General features: G+C 60.1%; 14 protein-coding genes. 9 read left to right on the top strand and 5 right to left on the bottom strand.

What is annotated here, in order from left to right; genetic code table 11:
- Nucleotides 1–68 precede the first annotated feature (68 nt).
- From B3C38_RS04040 to B3C38_RS04025, 4 genes are all read left to right on the top strand, one after another.
- Nucleotides 69–1,940 (top strand): BatD family protein, encoded by a 1,872-nt coding sequence (locus B3C38_RS04040; RefSeq protein ID WP_286725592.1) that lies wholly within the window; start codon nt 69–71, stop codon nt 1,938–1,940.
- A gap of 7 nt (nt 1,941–1,947) precedes the next feature.
- Nucleotides 1,948–2,775: an SH3 domain-containing protein gene (locus B3C38_RS04035; protein ID WP_237957456.1), complete on the top strand. Its 828-nt coding sequence runs from the start codon at nt 1,948–1,950 to the stop codon at nt 2,773–2,775.
- Nucleotides 2,776–3,372: a recombination mediator RecR gene (gene recR / locus B3C38_RS04030; protein WP_276656067.1), complete on the top strand. Its 597-nt coding sequence runs from the start codon at nt 2,776–2,778 to the stop codon at nt 3,370–3,372.
- Between the two features lie 134 nt (nt 3,373–3,506).
- Nucleotides 3,507–4,505, top strand: coding sequence for a malate dehydrogenase (locus B3C38_RS04025; protein ID WP_022333864.1), 999 nt, complete (start codon nt 3,507–3,509; stop codon nt 4,503–4,505).
- Nucleotides 4,506–4,583: 78 nt separating this feature from the next.
- On the opposite strand, the gene B3C38_RS04020 is transcribed toward B3C38_RS04025, so the two are convergent.
- Nucleotides 4,584–5,012 (bottom strand): META domain-containing protein, encoded by a 429-nt coding sequence (locus B3C38_RS04020; RefSeq protein ID WP_117507603.1) that lies wholly within the window; start codon nt 5,010–5,012, stop codon nt 4,584–4,586.
- A gap of 76 nt (nt 5,013–5,088) precedes the next feature.
- On the opposite strand from B3C38_RS04020, the gene B3C38_RS04015 reads away from it, so the two are divergent.
- From B3C38_RS04015 to B3C38_RS04005, 3 genes are all read left to right on the top strand, one after another.
- A complete protein-coding gene (locus B3C38_RS04015) occupies nt 5,089–5,463 on the top strand; it encodes a RidA family protein (RefSeq protein WP_055210647.1) in 375 nt (124 codons plus the stop codon).
- A 193-nt stretch (nt 5,464–5,656) separates the two neighbouring features.
- Nucleotides 5,657–8,209, top strand: a complete 2,553-nt coding sequence (locus B3C38_RS04010) for an adenosylcobalamin-dependent ribonucleoside-diphosphate reductase (RefSeq protein WP_286725584.1) — start codon at nt 5,657–5,659, stop codon at nt 8,207–8,209.
- Nucleotides 8,210–8,362: 153 nt separating this feature from the next.
- Nucleotides 8,363–9,562 carry an OmpA family protein gene (locus B3C38_RS04005; protein WP_022333859.1) on the top strand — a complete coding sequence of 400 codons (1,200 nt, stop codon included), beginning with the start codon at nt 8,363–8,365 and terminating at the stop codon, nt 9,560–9,562.
- 333 nt (nt 9,563–9,895) lie between these two features.
- On the opposite strand, the gene B3C38_RS04000 is transcribed toward B3C38_RS04005, so the two are convergent.
- Together B3C38_RS04000 and recF are read right to left on the bottom strand one after the other, a co-directional pair.
- The gene (locus B3C38_RS04000; protein WP_055202647.1) at nt 9,896–10,168 is read right to left on the bottom strand and encodes a DUF721 domain-containing protein; all 273 of its coding nucleotides are present in this window, start codon (nt 10,166–10,168) and stop codon (nt 9,896–9,898) included.
- A 14-nt stretch (nt 10,169–10,182) separates the two neighbouring features.
- The gene (gene recF, locus B3C38_RS03995; RefSeq protein ID WP_286725579.1) at nt 10,183–11,568 is read right to left on the bottom strand and encodes a DNA replication/repair protein RecF; all 1,386 of its coding nucleotides are present in this window, start codon (nt 11,566–11,568) and stop codon (nt 10,183–10,185) included.
- 238 nt (nt 11,569–11,806) lie between these two features.
- Between recF and B3C38_RS03990 the strand changes: the two genes are divergently transcribed.
- Nucleotides 11,807–12,490, top strand: coding sequence for a tetratricopeptide repeat protein (locus B3C38_RS03990; RefSeq protein WP_286725578.1), 684 nt, complete (start codon nt 11,807–11,809; stop codon nt 12,488–12,490).
- A 9-nt stretch (nt 12,491–12,499) separates the two neighbouring features.
- Nucleotides 12,500–13,030, top strand: coding sequence for a 6,7-dimethyl-8-ribityllumazine synthase (gene ribH, locus B3C38_RS03985; protein ID WP_022333855.1), 531 nt, complete (start codon nt 12,500–12,502; stop codon nt 13,028–13,030).
- Nucleotides 13,031–13,557: 527 nt separating this feature from the next.
- On the opposite strand, the gene B3C38_RS03980 is transcribed toward ribH, so the two are convergent.
- On the bottom strand, nt 13,558–15,228 hold the full coding sequence (locus tag B3C38_RS03980) for a BACON domain-containing protein (RefSeq protein WP_117507599.1): 1,671 nt from the start codon (nt 15,226–15,228) through the stop codon (nt 13,558–13,560).
- 18 nt (nt 15,229–15,246) lie between these two features.
- Entirely contained in the window at nt 15,247–16,929 is a 1,683-nt protein-coding gene (locus B3C38_RS03975) for a SusD/RagB family nutrient-binding outer membrane lipoprotein (protein ID WP_237957461.1), read from the bottom strand.
- Nucleotides 16,930–16,937 lie beyond the last annotated feature (8 nt).

Genomic DNA, 16,937 nt, shown 5'->3' with positions numbered 1-16,937 from the left:
CCGCGGATATACTAACGGGCAAAAGTTTACGTTGTAAAATCTGAAAGAAGGTTTTATTGTAAAGCTCAATGAGAGATTTCATTGCGAAAATATCCCTGACGGCACTCTTCGTGCTGGCGATCTTCTCGGCATCGGCTGCCGAGAAGGTCACTTTTGAGGCTAATTCTCCGCTGACGGTCGCTGTCGGCGAGCCGTTCCGCGTGGAGTTCGCACTGAACGCGCAGCCCGAGCCGGGCTCGTTCAAAGCTCCTTCGTTCGAAGGGTTCGACGTGATCGCCGGCCCGGCCGAAGCGCAGGGACAGTCGATCCAGATCGTGAACAATTCGATGACGCGGGTTATCAACTACACGATCACCTACGTGCTCGTGCCGCAGGGCGCTGGGAACGTCACCGTCGGTGCGGCCGAGGTGACGGTCGAGGGGACTACCTACCGTACCAAGCCGCTGGCGATCGAGGTGGTGGATGAGGGCAAGGCGCCGGGAGGCGGCGGTTCCGCCGCCGGCGGGCAGCCGCAGCGCCGCGAGGAAGCCTCCTCCGAGAGTGCGGCGCAGAGTCGGGTCGCCAAGGACGACATCCTGTTGCGGGCCATCGTGTCGCGGACTTCGGTTTTCAAAGGCGAGCCGCTGCGCGTGACCTTCAAGCTTTACGAACGGGTTCCGGTAGTGGGGTATAACGAGGTGAAATTCCCTTCGTTCAACGGCTTCTGGGCCCAGGAACTCAATACGGAGAACGCCCGCCGCGAACGCGAAACCTTCAACGGAAAAGTCTACGAGACGCTCGTGGCCAAGGAGTACCTGCTCTATCCGCAGCAGGCCGGTACGCTCGTCATCGAGCCTGCCGAGATCACCGCCGTGGCGCAGATTGTCATCCAGAGCCGCCGCAGCCTCGACCCCTTCTTCGGGGGCGGGCACGATTTCGTGAACGTGCCCCGCAAGGTGCAGAGCCCGCGGATAAACGTCACGGTCAAACCGCTGCCGGCGGGCGCTCCTGCCAGCTTCAGCGGCGCCGTAGGCAGTTTTGCGATGGATGCGGTGCTGCCGCCCGACCGGCTGGCAGCCAATTCTGCGGCGACCTATACGGTGAAGATCTCCGGTACGGGCAACCTCACGTTCGTGCAGGCACCCAAGCTGACGCTGCCCGCCTCGTTCGAGCAGTATAACGTCAAGACGACCGAGTCGATCAACGCCTCGGCGGCCGGGATTTCCGGCTACCGCCAGTTCGAATACCCCTTTATCGCACGCGCCGAAGGCACGTACGAAGTCGAGCCCGTCGAATTCAGCTATTTCGATCCGGCGCGCATGCAGTACATGACGCTGCGCTCGCGTCCGCTCGAACTGGAGATCACGCCCGATGCCAAGGGCGGCGGAGGCGACGCCTATGTCGTGCAGGGACGCGGCATGTCCAAGGAGGAGGTCAAGATGCTCGGCCAGGACATCCGTTTCATCAAGCTGGGCAACGCGCAGTTGCGCCCGGTACGCGAGCCGTTCCTTTTCGGTGCGGTCTACTGGGTGCTACTCTTCGGAATCCTGGCCTTCTTCACGGCGGTCTACGTGGCGCTGCGCAAGCAGATCCGCGAGTCGCAGAACGCCGCACTGGTGCGCGGAAAGCGTGCCAACAAGGTCGCCGTGCAGCGTTTCCGGGTCGCTAAACGCTATATGGAGGAGCAGAACCGCCATGCCTTCTATGAGGAGATGCTCCGGGCTCTGTGGGGATACATGGGCGACAAGTTCAACATCCCGGTGGCCAACCTCACCAAGGAGAACGTCCGCGAGGAGCTGCACAAGCGCGGCGTGTCGGCCGAGGAGTCGCAGCGCTTCACGTCCATCATCACCAAGTGCGACGAGGCGCAGTATTCGCCTGCTGCATCGGCACAGATGAGCGAGGTGTACGCCGAGGGCGTGGACATCATTTCCCGGATCGAAGCGGTGATAAAAAGATAAGAACGCCATGAAACGAATGATCTTGTGTTTTCTGTTGTCGCTGGCCCTGGCCGCGGTATCCTTTGCGCAGGAGCCTGCCGACAGCTTGCAACGGGTTTCCCGGGAAGCCCCTGCCGAGGCGCAGGCCTCCGGGGAGCAGACTGCGGAGCAGTTGTGGAACAAAGCCAATACGGCCTATATCAACGGCGATTTCCATGCGGCCGCCGATACCTACGAAGAGTTGCTTTCGCGCGGGGTGAGCTCCATGAAACTCTATTATAACCTGGGCAATGCCTATTTCAAGGACGACCGTATCGGCAAGGCCATCCTCTATTACAACCGGGCGTTGCGCCTTGCGCCGGGCAACGACGACATCCGTTACAACCTCAGGGTCGCCGAGACCCGCACCAAAGACAACATCGAGGATATCCCCGAGTTCTTCTTCGTCACGTGGATGCGCGACATCCGCCACATGATGGGATGCACGGCGTGGAGCCTGCTTTCGCTCGCATTGCTGGCCTGTATGCTGGGGCTGTTTCTGGTCTACCTGCTGGCACAGCGCATTTCGCTGCGCAAGGCGGGTTTCTACGGCACGGTCGTCGCGGCGCTGCTGTTCATGCTGACCACGTGGTTCGCCGTGGGGGAACGCCGTGAGATGCTCGACGACACCTCGGCCGTGGTGATGACCGCCTCCACGGCGGTGAAGAGCTCGCCCGACAAGTCGTCGACCGACCTCTTCGTGCTGCACGAGGGTACGGTCGTGACGATCACCGACCGCCTCGACGGGTGGTGCGAGGTCGTGATCGCCGACGGCAAGAAAGGTTGGGTCGAAGGACGCAAAATCGAAATCATCTGAATGTCGAGGCTTTTACAGGACGTTGTCGGCGAGCTGTCGAAACTCCCGGGCATAGGGCGCCGTACGGCACTGCGCCTGGCCATCCACATCCTTCGGATGGAGCGCGAATCGGTCGCCGAAATGACGGAAAGCATCGACCGTTTCCGCAACGAGGTCAAATATTGCACGCAGTGCAACAACCTCTCCGACGAGGAAGTCTGCCCGATCTGCGCCGACGACGAGCGCGACCATACGACGATCTGCGTCGTCGAACAGGTGGCCGACGTGCTGTCGGTCGAGAACACGCGGCAGTACAAGGGGTTGTACCATGTGCTGGGCGGCGTTATTTCGCCCATGCAGGGTATTTCGCCCTCCGACCTGAAGATCGACCTGCTGACCGAACGCATCGCCCGCGGCGGCGTGAAGGAGGTGATCCTCGCCATCTCCACCTCGGTCGAGGGCGAAACCACGCTCTTCTACCTGATGAACCGCCTCCGGCAGTTCCCGGAATTGAAAGTCACCTCCATTGCCCGCGGCATCGGCTTCGGTGACGAACTGGAATATGTCGACGAGCTGACCATCACGCACGCCCTGCTGAACCGCCGCGAGGTCGAATGACCTGCGGCCGGGGCGCACTCCGGGGCATCCCCGGTTGCGGCACGACATATGCCGGAATACGGCCGGAACTGTCGCCCGTTTTTTTGCAAGCAAGACCCGGGTACAGGATTGTACCAATGTAAAATATTTCTCATATGGAATTTCTGACAAACGACAAGCTCACGATCGTGGGCGCGGCCGGCATGATCGGCTCGAACATGGCCCAGACGGCGCTGATGATGCGCCTTACGCCCAACATCTGCCTTTACGATCCCTATGCTCCGGCGCTCGAGGGCGTGGCCGAGGAGCTTTACCACTGTGCGTTCGAAGGGGTGAACATCACCTGGACGAGCGATGTCAAGGAGGCGCTCTCGGGAGCGGCCTATGTCGTTTCGTCGGGCGGCGCGGCCCGCAAGGCCGGCATGACGCGCGAAGACCTGCTCAAGGGCAATGCCGAGATCGCCGCACAGTTCGGCAAGGACATCAAGGCTTACTGCCCCGACGTGAAACACGTCGTTGTGGTCTTCAACCCGGCCGACATCACGGGGCTGGTGACGCTCATCTATGCGGGTATCCGCCCGTCGCAGCTTTCGACCCTCGCGGCGCTGGACTCCACGCGCCTGCGGAGCGAACTGGCCAAATATTTCAGGATTTCGCCCGACGAGATCCGCAACTGCCGCACCTACGGCGGCCACGGCGAGCAGATGGCGGTCTTCGCTTCGACGACGCTCGTTGCCGGACGCCCCCTGTCGGAGCTGATCGGCCGCGAGATGCCCGAAGGCGACTGGCACGACCTGCAACAGCGGGTGATCCAGGGCGGCAAGCACATCATCGACCTGCGCGGACGTTCGTCGTTCCAGAGCCCGGCCTACCTGTCGATCTGCATGATTGCCGCGGCGATGGGCGGCAGGCCGTTCGGCTATCCGGCCGGCGTGTTCGTACACAACGACCGGTTCAAGCATATCCTGATGGCGATGGAGACCGAAATCACGAAGGACGGTATCAGCTACAAAAACGTGCAGGGTACGGCCGAGGAGAACAAGGCTCTTGCCGACAGCTACGGGCACCTCTGCAAACTGCGCGACGAGGTGATCTCGATGGGGATCATCCCGCCCGTCGAAAAGTGGCGCGGCCTGAACCCGCACCTGAAATAGGCGGCGGATGCATCTTGTTACGGCAGGGGCCGGTTCATTTGAACCGGCCCCTGTTTCCGATTTTCTCCGACCGCTGTTTCAGGGTTTGGCCTGGAATACGGCTTTCAGCTCGCCGTCGCCGAGCAGCAGCAGCATCGGCCCGTCCATGTCGTAATGCGTGGTGGCTTCGAGCGCCTTGGTGAAGGCGTCCTCCTGTTCCATGCCCGGGCAGGCCATCATCGTCGAGGCGATCGGCCCGATCCTGAGCGCGCCCTTGTCGGTGGTTTCGTATTTGCCCATCAGGCGGTTGCAGGCCCCGACCCCCGCAAAGCGGTTCTCTTCGGCGAGGAACATCACATAGAACTTGCCCTCTTCGGGTTTGACGGCCCTGCCGTCCAACTGTATGAGCTGCCATTCGGTGCCGACGAGCGGCCGGCGGTTTTTCTTCTGGTAGGAACGGCATTTGCAGCAACCCGCGGCGAGTGCCGCTACGGCTGCGATAACTGCGATTCTCAGCAAAATCTTCATAGCATATTCTTAAATGTGTTGTGCAAATATACGGAATATATCTTATCTTTGTGTGGAATTTGAAAAACACCCCGCTATGAAGAAGATTATCGCATCGCCCCACGCCCCCAAGGCCGTGGGCCCTTATTCGCAGGCCGTGGAGGCCGGCGGCACGCTCTATGTTTCGGGACAGCTCCCCATCGACGGAGCGACCCAAAAGATGGCCGAAGGCATCGAGGCCCAGACGCGGCAGTCGCTCACCAACCTGCGCCATATCCTCGAAGAGGCCGGCTATACGCTCGGCGACGTGGCCAAGACGACCGTCCTGTTGCAGGACATCGGCGACTTTGCCGCGATGAATGCCGTTTACGCCGGGTTCTTCACCTCGGGAATGCCCGCGCGCGTATGCTACCAGGTCGCCGCACTCCCGATGGGGGCGCTGGTCGAGATCGACGCCGTCGCGGCGAAATAGCCGTTGCCGGACATCCCGTCCGCAGCAAATGTGCGCCCCATAAATGTGGGGCGCATGTTTTGCCTTTTTGTAAATAATTTGTGGATAAGTTTGGTGCCGTGCATTGGGTTATTCCATAGAAAAGAATGAATTTTGTAGAACCGGGTTTCGCCCGGATCGACGCTAAAAATCTGAAATAAAAGCAATAACAGTTATGTCTAAAGCCGTAAAACCCGAAGCGCCGCAAAAAGTCGATTACAACGATGCGGTTGCCGAGTCGAAAAAGTATTTCGACGGGGACGACCTTGCCGCGACGGTATGGGTCAGCAAATATGCCCTGAAAGACTCTTTCGGCAATATCTATGAAACGTCACCCCGACAGATGCACGAGCGTATCGCAGCCGAGATCGAGCGCATCGAGCGCAAGTATCCCAATCCGATGTCGCGCGAGGAGGTCTTCGGCCTGCTGGATCATTTCCGGTATGTGATCCCCCAGGGTGGCCCGATGACGGGTATCGGCAACAATTTCCAGGTGGCCTCGCTCTCGAACTGTTTCGTGATCGGGCACAAGCATCCGGCCGACTCCTACGGCGGCATCTTCCGCATGGACGAGGAGCAGGTGCAACTGATGAAGCGCCGCGGGGGCGTGGGGCACGACCTCTCGCACATCCGTCCCACGGGCAGCCCGGTGCTCAACTCGGCGCTCACGTCGACGGGTATCGTGCCTTTCATGGAGCGCTATTCCAACTCGACGCGCGAGGTGGCGCAGGACGGCCGCCGCGGTGCGCTGATGCTCTCGCTGTCGATCAAGCACCCCGATGCCGAGCGTTTCATCGACGCCAAGGTCGACACGGGCAAGGTCACGGGCGCCAACGTTTCGATCAAGATCGACGACGAGTTCATGCGTGCCGTCATCGCCGGCAAGAAATACCACCAGCAATTCCCGATCAATTCGGACAACCCCCGATACGAGCAGGATATCGACGCCCGGAAGCTCTGGGACAAGATCATCCACAATGCCTGGAAGTCGGCCGAGCCGGGCGTGCTGTTCTGGGATACGATCATCCGCGAAAGCGTGCCCGACTGCTATGCCGACGAGGGCTTCGTGACGGTTTCGACCAACCCCTGCGGCGAGATCCCGCTCTGCCCCTACGATTCGTGCCGCCTGCTGGCGCTCAATCTGCTGAGCTATGTGGACAACCCGTTCAAGAAGGATGCGAAGTTCAATTTCGATAAGTTCCGGTCGCACGTGGCCATGGCCATGCGCATGATGGACGACATCATCGACCTCGAACTGGAAAAAGTCGAGCAGATCATCGGGAAGATCGCCGCCGACCCCGAGGACGAGGACGTGCGCCGCGTGGAACTGGAGCTGTGGAAGAAGATCCTCGGCATGGCGCAGAAGGGCCGCCGTACGGGCCTCGGCATCACGGCCGAAGGCGACATGCTCGCCGCACTGGGACTGGTATACGGTTCCGAGGAGGCGATCGCATTCGCCGTCGAGGTGCAGAAGACGCTGGCTGTCGAGGCTTACCGGGCTTCGGTGAAGATGGCCGCCGAGCGCGGTGCCTTCCCGGTCTACGACGCAGCCAAGGAGAAGGACAATCCGATGATCGCCCGCATCCGCGAGGCCGATCCGGAACTCTACGCCGAGATGGAGAAGGTCGGCCGCCGCAACATCGCCATGCTGACCATCGCCCCCACGGGTACCACGTCGCTCATGTCGCAGACCACGTCGGGCATCGAGCCGGTGTTCCGCACGGTCTACAAACGCCGCCGCAAGATCAACCCCTCCGACAAGGACACGCATGTGGACTATGAGGATGAAACGGGCGAAAAGTTCCAGGAATACAACGTCTACCACCACAACTTCGTGAAGTGGCTCGAGGCGAACGGATACGACACGTCGAAGCTCGCGACGATCTCCGACGAGGAGCTCGGGGAGTGGGTGGCCGCTTCGCCCTACCACGGGGCTACGGCCAACGACATCGACTGGGTGGCCAAGGTCAAGATGCAGGGTGCGATCCAGAAATGGGTCGACCACTCGATCTCGGTGACCGTCAACCTGCCGAACAATGTTTCGGAGGGGCTCGTAGCGCAGGTTTACCGCACGGCCTGGGAATGCGGCTGCAAGGGCGTCACGGTTTACCGCGATGGCTGCCGCGACGGTGTGCTGCTCGAAAAGGGCTCCAAAAAGAAGCAGAAGTGCGAGGAGCATCCCGGACAGGTGCCCAAGCGTCCCAAGTCGATCCCGGCCGACATCGTGCGTTTCAAGAACGGCACCGAGGACTGGATCGCCTTCGTGGGTCTGCAGGACGGTCGCCCCTACGAGGTCTTCACCGGTAAGATCGAGGAGGATGCCATGTATATCCCCCGCAAGATCGACAAGGGCTATATTATAAAGGTACGCGAGGAGGACGGCACCAAGCGTTACGACTTCCAGTATACTGACCGCTACGGCTATACGAATACCATCGGCGGTATCTCGCGTCTGTTCGACGAGGAGTTCTGGAACTATGCCAAACTGATCTCGGGTGTCCTGCGCCACGGTATGCCGATCGAAAAGACTGTCTCGCTGATCGAATCGCTCCACCTGAACAGCGAGTCGATCAACACGTGGAAGACGGGCGTCTGCCGCGCCCTGAAGCAGTATATCGTCGACGGCACCAAGTCGAAAGGCAAGTGCCCGAGCTGCGGACAGGAGAATATGGCCTACCAGAATGGCTGTCTTACGTGCATGTCGTGCGGTTATTCGAAGTGCGGTTGATTCTGTAAAGATTTAATCCTGAGCTTAAAAGGCTGGAAACACACGTTTCCAGCCTTTTTTGTGCGGGTTCGGCGCTGTTTTTGTGCTATGACCTGTCAATTAACGGTTTCGGGAAAAGAGAAACTTTATTATTGGGATTAAATATTATTGACCATGAAAAAACTTATTCTATTGTTGGCAGCCGTGGCATTGGCTACGTCTGTGTGGGCGCAGGACACGCCCAAAAAACCGAGCTTCGCCGGTTTCGTGTCGAACGGTTTCTGGGATAACTGGGAAATTACGCTTGGGGGCGGTGCCGGTACGGCCCTTTCCAACGGTACCAACCAGGGGAGTTTCGGCGACCGTATTAATTTCGAGGCCAACTTCGGCCTTACCAAATGGTTCCATCCGGTGACCGGTATGCGCCTCCAGTTGCAGGGCGGCCGGTTCGCCAATTTCGACGATGTGCTGGGCAAGGCGAAATGGCCCTATTTGTTCGTGCATGCCGATTTCATGCTCAACTTCTCCAACTGGGCAGGGGGTTATCGTGAAGACAGAGCCTACTATGCCGTGCCGTTCGCCGGTTTCGGATATATGGCCTCGAACTTCACCGACAAGAGCCACGAGAACAACGGTTCGGGTACGCACCAGTCGTTCGCGTTCACTTTGGGCTGGCTCAACAAGTTCCGCATTTCGCCGTCGTTCGATTTCAATATCGAACTCAAAGGGCTGATAGCGCCTTCGCGGGTCAGCCCCGTTGCGATGGACGGCTCCTACCTGTTCGGCTTCAGCGCTACGGCAGGTTTCACCTACCGCTTTAACAAGCGCGGCTGGCAGCGCGGTGTTGCGGGCTATACCGTTGCGGACATCCAGGCTTTCCAGGACGCCGTAGCCGCCAGCATGGCCGCTGCCGCCGCCATGGAGGTCGAGAATGCCCAGCTGGCACAGCAGCTTGCCGCCTCGCAGGCCGAGCTCGCCGCCACGGCCGATGCCGCAGCTGCGGCAGCTACTGCCGCCGCGGCCGCTACCGTCGTTGCCGCCGAGGAGCAGGTTGCAGCCGATACTTCGATCATCCTCTTCGATTACAGCATGTCGTGGCTGACCCCGCAGGAGAAGACCCGCCTCGAGCTGGTGGCCGAGAAGATCAAGAACGGCCCGCAGGACATGGTTTACCAGATCGTGGGCCATGCCGACCAGCAGACGGGAACCAAGGCCGGAAACAAGCGCGTCGCCGAGCACCGTGCCAAGCGGGTATTCGACTTCCTCGTATCGAAGGGCGTCAACCCCAAGCAGCTGAATTACGAGGGCAAGGGCAACTCGCCCGATCCGTTCAAGAAGGTTCAGGCCGCCAACCGTGCCGCGATTATCCAGTAATCGGGAGCGAGGCTGCGGGCTTCCCCCGAAGTAGAAAAGAAAAAGGTGCAGGATTGTCCTGCACCTTTTTTTGTCCTGATTTCCGGGGCTGCAGTTTCCGGGGCTTCGCCTGTCGTGGCCGGGAGTTGCTTGGCCGGAGATTCACAGGCGTTGGCCGGGGATTTGCCCGCGGCGTCCGGCTCCCGGTTTTCGGCAGCCCTGACTCCGAAGGTACTGATTCGGGAGCCTGTTTCCGGCAGCTCTGTTTCCTGCGGCCCGGAGTTCGGCGGCCCTGTATTTGACCGCCCGTCTTGCGGCAGCCCTGTGTTTGCCGGGTGGTGGCGGCTGTGTGTTTTACCGGATAATCACGGCATTGACCAGCCGCACGCCCGAGCGGCGGTTGATCTCCTCCTTGAGCGCCTCGCGCTGGTAGAAAAGCTCCGAGCGGAGCACGCTCGACTGGATGCGGGCATAGAGGATGTGGTTTTCGATTTTCAGCTCGGTCGTAATCTCCGCGGCGCGGTCGCCCACGATCTCGCGCCAGGTGTCGGGCAGTTTCCCTTCGGCGACTTTCGCCGCAACATAGGGGCGTTTGAAAAACTCCTCCAGCAGGTCGCCCATCAGCATGGTCTTCGTCCGTCTCATGGCCGTCCTCCTTCCGATGCTGCATCCCCGGGGCGTGCCCCGTTGCCGTCGGGTTCTGCTGCCGGTTCTTCGGCAGGCTCCGGTGCCGGGACTGGTTCCGAAGGCCGCCGCGCGGGTTCTCCCGCCGGCGATTCCCCGGCTTGCCCTTCTGTCCGATCCGCGACCGCAGTCCCGGTCTGTCCCGGTGTTTTTTCCTCCATCGGTTCCGCAGCCCCGTCCGTTACCGCATTCCCGGGCCGGCTTCCGGCCGATCCTTTGTCCGGGTCTGCCGCGGCAGCCGTTGCCGTTGCATTCCCCTGCGTCACCGCCCCGTTCCCGACCGTGAAAAGCGCATATTCGCCGCCCGCCTTGTCGAGGATCGTACGCAGCCGTGTGGGGTTGCAGTCGGTGATCAAGATCTGCCCGAACGAATCTTCGGACACGAGGCGGATCAACTGCTCCACGCGCCCGGCGTCGAGCTTGTCGAAGAGGTCGTCCAGCAGCAGGATCGGTTTTTCGCCCTTTTCCCGGGCGACGATGGTGTATTGCGCCAGTTTGAGGGCTATCAGGAACGATTTCTGCTGCCCCTGCGACCCGTATTTGCGCAGGGGGTAGCCGCCGATTTTCAGCACCAGGTCGTCGCGGTGGATGCCTGCCGTGGTGAATTCGTTGGCGAGGTCTTTTTGCCGTGCCGCGAGGAGCAGTTCGTCGAACGGCCGGTCGTTCAGCTCCGACTTGTAGTGCAGTTCGACCTGCTCGCGGTCGCCCGAGAGGGTGCGGTAATAGTCCGCGACGACGGGTTGCAGCCGTTGCGTGAACTCCCGCCGCAGGGCGTGTATCCGGTTGCCCTGCTCGACGAGTTGCATGTCGTAAATGCGGAGCATCGTTTCGTCGGGCATGTTCTTGAGCAGGCGGTTGCGTTCGGCCAGCACGCCGTTGTAACGCATTACGGCGGCCAGGTAGGTGCGGTCGAGCTGCGAGATGAAGCCGTTGAGGTAGCGGCGGCGTTCGTCCGCGGCGTCGCTGATGAGCGCACTGTCGGCCGGCGACACGATCACGACCGGAATCAGCCCCACGTGATCCGACAGCCGTTCGTACTCCTTTCCGTTGCGTTTGAGCACCTTGCCGCCCTTGCGCGAGAACGAGCACACGACGCTCTCCGTCTTGCCCGCATCGGTGAGGTACTGTCCTTCGGCGAGGAAGAAATCCGCGCCGTGGCGGACGCTCTGCCCGTCGGTCATCGCCAGCGACGACTTGCACATCGAGAGGTAATAGACCGCGTCGATGACGTTGGTCTTGCCCGCCCCGTTGTCGCCCACCAGGCAGTTGATGCCGGGGCACAGGGCGAGTTCCTCCTGTGCGATATTCTTGAAGTTGAGCAGCGATATTTTCTTCAGATACATGGTTCAAAGATAGTGCAAGCCGAGCGCAATGCCAAATTTATTTGGGCATTGCCAAGGCGCCGCCTGTGTTCTGTAAAGATAGTGCAAGCCGAGCGCAATGCCAAATTTATTTGGGCATTGCGCCCGTCGCATGTATCCCGAGTTGCAAAAAATCGGGATGCGGCATTGTACATTGTGAATAGTTTTGTATCTTTGCTGCCTAACGTACGGAATTATAAACTAAACAAGATAGATTTTTATGGCAAAACAGCATGTCGCCGAGCAGGAAACCCTTGGCGAAGCAATGAACAAAACTGAGTTTTTCTTCGAGAAGAACGGCCGTATGTTGTCGTATGTTTTCCTCGGATTGCTGGTGCTCGCAGCCCTCGTTTTCGGCTACCGCGCACTGATCGTGTCGCCGCGTGCCGAGAAGGCCGCCGAAATGATCGCCGAGGCGCAGTACCGTTTCGAGGATCAGAATGCGGACTATGCGCTGGCACTCGAAGGCGATGCCAACGGCGCCGGATTCCTCGAGGTGATCGAGAAGTACGGCTCGACCCCTTCGGGCAACCTTGCCAAACACTACGCCGGCATCTGTTACCTGAAGGCCGGCGACCTGGAGAATGCCGCCGAATTCCTGGCCAGGTATTCGCCCGTAAAGGGTATCCCGGGCGCATTGATCAACGCCCAGAACTACGGGTTGCAGGGTGACATCGCCGTCGAGCAGAAGGACTATGCCAAGGCTGTGAAATTCTACGACAAAGCCGTAGCGGCTGCCGACAACAACCTCACCGCTCCGATGTACCTCCGCAAAGCCGGCCTGGCCGAGCAGGCCCAGGGCAACGGCGCGAAAGCGGCCGCATACTACGAGCGGATACTGACTTCGTACCCGGCGTCGATGGACGCACGCGACGCGGAGAAACTTCTCGGCAGCATAAAATAACCGGAGACTATGGCGACCAAGAAGCATAACCTTTCCCAATTCGATTCACCCCTGCCTTCGGCCGCCGAGATGCGGTTCGGCATCGTCGTGGCCGAGTGGAACCGCGAGGTCACCGAAGCCCTTCTCGAAGGCGCCGTGCGCACGTTGCGTGCCGCCGGATGCCCCGACCTGAACATCCAGATCAAATATGTCCCCGGGACGTTCGAACTGGCGCTCGGCGCACAGTTTTTCGCCGAATATACCGATGTCGACGCGGTGATCGCGCTCGGGTGTGTCATCCAGGGCGATACGCGCCATTTCGATTTCATTTGCCAGGGCGTGACGCAGGGTATCACCCAGCTGCAGATCCAGTGGAACATGCCGATCGCATTCGGTGTGCTGACCGTCAACGACATGCAGCAGGCGCTCGACCGCTGCGGCGGCCGCCACGGCAACAAGGGCGATGAAGCGGCTGCGACGGCCATCAACATGGTCAAGTTGCAGATCGACATGGAAGCCGCTTCCCCCGACCACGAACCCGACCGGCGGAACATCAACTGACGACTTTGGTACAGATATTAAAGGGAGCCTTTCATAGGCTCCCTTTTTTGCGGCGTTTCCGGCGGTGCGTAGCGGTTATCAGTTGCGTCCGTGTGTCATGACCTATGATCCGTGTCCTGTGCTCTGGGAACCGTGCTCCGTGAACCGTGTGCTGTGCGTTGGTGTTCCGTTTTTTCGGTGTGTCATGAATTGTGTACCGTGCGTTGATGCTCCGGTGCTCCGTGAATTGTGTACTGTGTGCCGGTACGCCTTGCGCCGTGAACCGGGTGTCCAGCGCCGTGTGCTGTGCGTCTTGAACTCGTGTGCCCGCGAGTTGTGTGTCCGTGTCGGCGCCCGTGCGTCCCTCTCCGCCGCCTGATATGCTCCGGGGCGCCATTCACGGCTTGGACGGAAAGGCATGTGCCTCGGGCCCGGCGGGCCCGGCCTTCGGAGGCCTGTACCACCGCCATCGCCGTTGCCACCCGGGGCGGAATAAAAGAAGAGGGAGGCCTGAAGGCCTCCCTCTTCGGTATGGGGATCGAACGGTGTTATTCGACAACCTGAATGACCGGACTGTCGTTGTACCCGTTATCGGCGGAACTTGCCCAGCGGATCGTACCGCCGTTGGGTTCCGTGCCGCCCGTGGTGTTGGCTTCGCAATAGAACCGGATCTTGACGCTGCCGTCGCTGATACCGCGTGCGAAGGTCATTGTCTCGTCGATCTGCATATTGGCCGTCGGTACCAGATGCGTGTAGGTAATCTGTTCCCCGTTGACGGTTGCGGTCTGCGTGTCGGTCGCCGGTTTCCAGCTCGTACCGTCCATGTATTGCAGGCTCCAGTACTTCTGTCCGGTGCCGGAGATGCGCGTGAGACCCGTGAAACGAACCTTCGTGCCCGACTTGAAGTTCTTGACCGGAACTTCGAACAACCAGTAGTCGCCCTTCCATGCTCCCGTGACGTAAGGCTGTCCCGTACCGCCGATCATGCGCGTGCTGTTGGGGTGCAGGCTGCCGTCGGGGTTGAAGGTGTGGAAGTAGGAGATATAGCCTACGCCCGACGAGGCCATGAGCTTGTTGTTCTGCTCGAACTGCTCTTTCATGGCCGTGTAGTCCGTGCCCGAGGCGCCGTTGAAGAACCACTTTACCGGGGCGTCCAGACCTTCCAGCGGCCCGCCTTCCGCCAGGCTTTCCTGTGTCACGAACATCTCCTTGACGGCTTTGGTGCCGAGCACCTCGTCCGAGATGATCGAGAACGAAGCGGAGCGTTCGTCGAGCGAGAGGTTGCTGGTCGCTTTCACCGTCATGACATACTCCTTGTCCGCTTCGCCGGCCGAGGGCGTGACCTCGATCCATGCGTTCTCGGCAACCGAAATCGTCCAGTCCCAGTTGGATTTCACCTTGAAGGTGAATGCATTGGGCTGGTAGGCCGGGAACGGGGGCAGTGCCAGGTCGTCGCCGATGTCCTCGCTCGTAATCTCGATCTGCGGCGTGATGTCCTGCAGGATGTTCAGGTCGGCCCTGATGTCCTTGTACTGGCCGCTGCCCTTGAAGGCGATGCTGAAATCACGGCTCAGGGATGCCGGCTGCTCGGGATACTCCTCGATGTCGAGCGTGAAAGTCCCGTTGCCCGTCTCGGTGAAGGTTGCCCATTCGGCTTTTTCGGGTTCGTAGAACGGCGTCACGTTCGACGCGACCCTGATGTCGTAATGGGCGGCATAACGTCCCGCTACGATCTCGTTCGTCTCGATGTTGTTGACGACGAACCGGATGTAAGGTTCGTTGGCGCTCTGGTTGACGACGAGGGTCGTTTCGGTCTGCCTGCCGTCCGCATAGCGGAATACGACCGTCGCCGAACGCGGGGTGTTGGCGTCGTTATCGTCCAGGCAGAAGCGTACCTTGCCGTCGCCCTGGCCTGTCTTGGGGTAGAATTTGATCCAGTCTCCGTCCGTGGAGTTGCATTCGACACTCCAGTTGCAGTTCGAACGGATGTCGTAACGGATCAGTTCGAGCGTGGCGTCGCCGATGATGGCCTCGGCGTCGAAACCCAGGTCGGAGGAGGCGGTCACCAGCTTGCTCGATACGACGGTATTCTCCAGCCGGAAGTAGGGGCTGCCGCCCTCCGTGTCGTCGTCGCTGCACGAGACGAAGGCCGCCGGGATCAGGAGCAGCGCCGACATGGCCAGGCCCCTTATGTTGCGGAATATGTTTTTCGCGTTCATAGTGCGTTCGTTTTTAGATTATAAGTTCTCTTCGGCGATGACATTCTTGCGGAACGAGTGTTCCCACGGCTGCCCGGCATCCTTGGCGACGGCCTGGCCGCTCCACCAGATCGGGAAGACCATGGTGTTGTCGTTGATGGTACCGCCCTGTGCCTCGAATGCGGCCGTATAGTTCGCACGGTTGTTGGCGATCGCGATCGACGGATAGGGATAGCGGGCGATGAACTTGCCGCCCGTGGCGTTCAGCTCGATCGTTCCCATGCCGGTCTTGCACTCGGGATACCCCGTGCGGCGCATTTCGTGGTACATCTGGAAGCCGATGACCCAGAACAGCGAGAGCCATTTCTGCTCGGCGAGGCGCTGCTGGGTATTATTCCATTTTACGTGGTCGCTCGCCAGCAGTGCGGCGATGTTCTTCTGCGTGATGGCTACGGTTTTCAGTTCGATCTTGTTCGACGCGTTGAGTTCGGGGTAGGAGGCGTAAATGCCGTATTCGCCCCATTTCTGGCACGACGCGGTGATCGCCGCTTCGTAATACTCCTTGGCGGAGCCCGATATCCAGCCGTTCATCGCTGCTTCGGCCTTGATGAAGAGCAGCTCGTCGTAGTCGAGCATGTGGTTGGGGCGCGTGTCGCCCACCAGCGTTTCGTAATGCAGGTAGGGTTCGCGTTCGCTGATGGAGGTGATGCCGTTGTAGTTGATCGTACAGCCCGAGACGGCGCCGATCATTTCGCGGATCACATCGGGCTCGGTCGCACTGGGATACTGGACGTAACGGGGCTTGATCCAGATGCGCAGGCGCGGGTCGACGAAGCCGTCCGAAGCGTCGTAGAGCAGGTCGAGCAGTTGGGCGGCGACGTGGTGGTCGCTCGACAGGCTCTTGTCGTCGGGGAACGAACTGGAGTTGAAATAGGTCTTGTAATATTCCGCGCTGCCGGAGAACTTCACGGTGGCGTTGTCGTCGTTCGATTCGAAGACGGGGTATTTGCCCGGGTTGGAGATGATCTGGTTGATCTGCTCGCCGACCGTGGGGGTGAAGGCGTTGTTACGGCCGCTCACGCGCATCAGCAGGCGCAGGCGCAGCGTGTTGGTGAATTTCTGCCACTTGGCGATGTCGCCGCCGTAGATGCCGTCCTTGGTGGGGTCGTCCAGCCCCAGGCTGGCGTTGTAGAGCGAGTTGGCCAGTTCGAGCTCCTCCAGCATGGCCGTATAGACCTCCTGCTGCGAGTCGATATGCGGGGTGTTGATGCCCTCGCCGCCCTTGAGCGCCTCGCGGTAGGCGATCGAACCGAACATGTCGGTGAGGATCGACATGTTATAGACCTTCAGCGTCAGGCCGATGGCCTGGAAGTTGGGCTGGTTCTGCGCCACGGCCAGGTCGTACATGTGCTTGGCATTGCCGGCCCATTTGTACCCGAGGTTCCAGATGGCCTTGAAGTTGCCGTCGGCAAGGTTGTAGCAGTGTTCGCGGCGCGGTGTCGACTTGGCCACGGTGACCTGCGAAATTTCGTTGGCGATGCTCAGCATGTAGGACGAATAGCTGTTCGTGGAGCTGTAAATCAGCGGTTCGAGCAGTGCGATGGGGGCTACCGATCCTTCCGATTGTTTGTTCGGATTGGTGTTGTAATCCTCGAAATCGTTCGTACATGCGCCCGATGCGGCGAGCAGCGCGAGTATCAGGATATGTTTTGCGTATTTCATGGTGTTCG

The organism is Alistipes sp. UBA1686 (assembly GCF_002320215.1).
Lineage (GTDB): Bacteria > Bacteroidota > Bacteroidia > Bacteroidales > Rikenellaceae > Alistipes > Alistipes onderdonkii.
This window is presented reverse-complemented; position numbering and strand designations above follow the sequence as displayed.

Excerpts from the sequence above, each read along its gene's own strand:
- B3C38_RS04040 (WP_286725592.1), top strand. The coding sequence starts at position 69 with ATGAGAGATTTCATTGCGAAAATATCCCTGACGGCACTCTTCGTGCTG.
- B3C38_RS04035 (WP_237957456.1), top strand. The coding sequence starts at position 1,948 with ATGAAACGAATGATCTTGTGTTTTCTGTTGTCGCTGGCCCTGGCCGCG.
- recR (WP_276656067.1), top strand. The coding sequence starts at position 2,776 with ATGTCGAGGCTTTTACAGGACGTTGTCGGCGAGCTGTCGAAACTCCCG.
- B3C38_RS04025 (WP_022333864.1), top strand. The coding sequence starts at position 3,507 with ATGGAATTTCTGACAAACGACAAGCTCACGATCGTGGGCGCGGCCGGC.
- B3C38_RS04020 (WP_117507603.1), bottom strand. The coding sequence starts at position 5,012 with ATGAAGATTTTGCTGAGAATCGCAGTTATCGCAGCCGTAGCGGCACTC.
- B3C38_RS04015 (WP_055210647.1), top strand. The coding sequence starts at position 5,089 with ATGAAGAAGATTATCGCATCGCCCCACGCCCCCAAGGCCGTGGGCCCT.
- B3C38_RS04010 (WP_286725584.1), top strand. The coding sequence starts at position 5,657 with ATGTCTAAAGCCGTAAAACCCGAAGCGCCGCAAAAAGTCGATTACAAC.
- B3C38_RS04005 (WP_022333859.1), top strand. The coding sequence starts at position 8,363 with ATGAAAAAACTTATTCTATTGTTGGCAGCCGTGGCATTGGCTACGTCT.
- B3C38_RS04000 (WP_055202647.1), bottom strand. The coding sequence starts at position 10,168 with ATGCTGATGGGCGACCTGCTGGAGGAGTTTTTCAAACGCCCCTATGTT.
- recF (WP_286725579.1), bottom strand. The coding sequence starts at position 11,568 with ATGTATCTGAAGAAAATATCGCTGCTCAACTTCAAGAATATCGCACAG.
- B3C38_RS03990 (WP_286725578.1), top strand. The coding sequence starts at position 11,807 with ATGGCAAAACAGCATGTCGCCGAGCAGGAAACCCTTGGCGAAGCAATG.
- ribH (WP_022333855.1), top strand. The coding sequence starts at position 12,500 with ATGGCGACCAAGAAGCATAACCTTTCCCAATTCGATTCACCCCTGCCT.
- B3C38_RS03980 (WP_117507599.1), bottom strand. The coding sequence starts at position 15,228 with ATGAACGCGAAAAACATATTCCGCAACATAAGGGGCCTGGCCATGTCG.
- B3C38_RS03975 (WP_237957461.1), bottom strand. The coding sequence starts at position 16,929 with ATGAAATACGCAAAACATATCCTGATACTCGCGCTGCTCGCCGCATCG.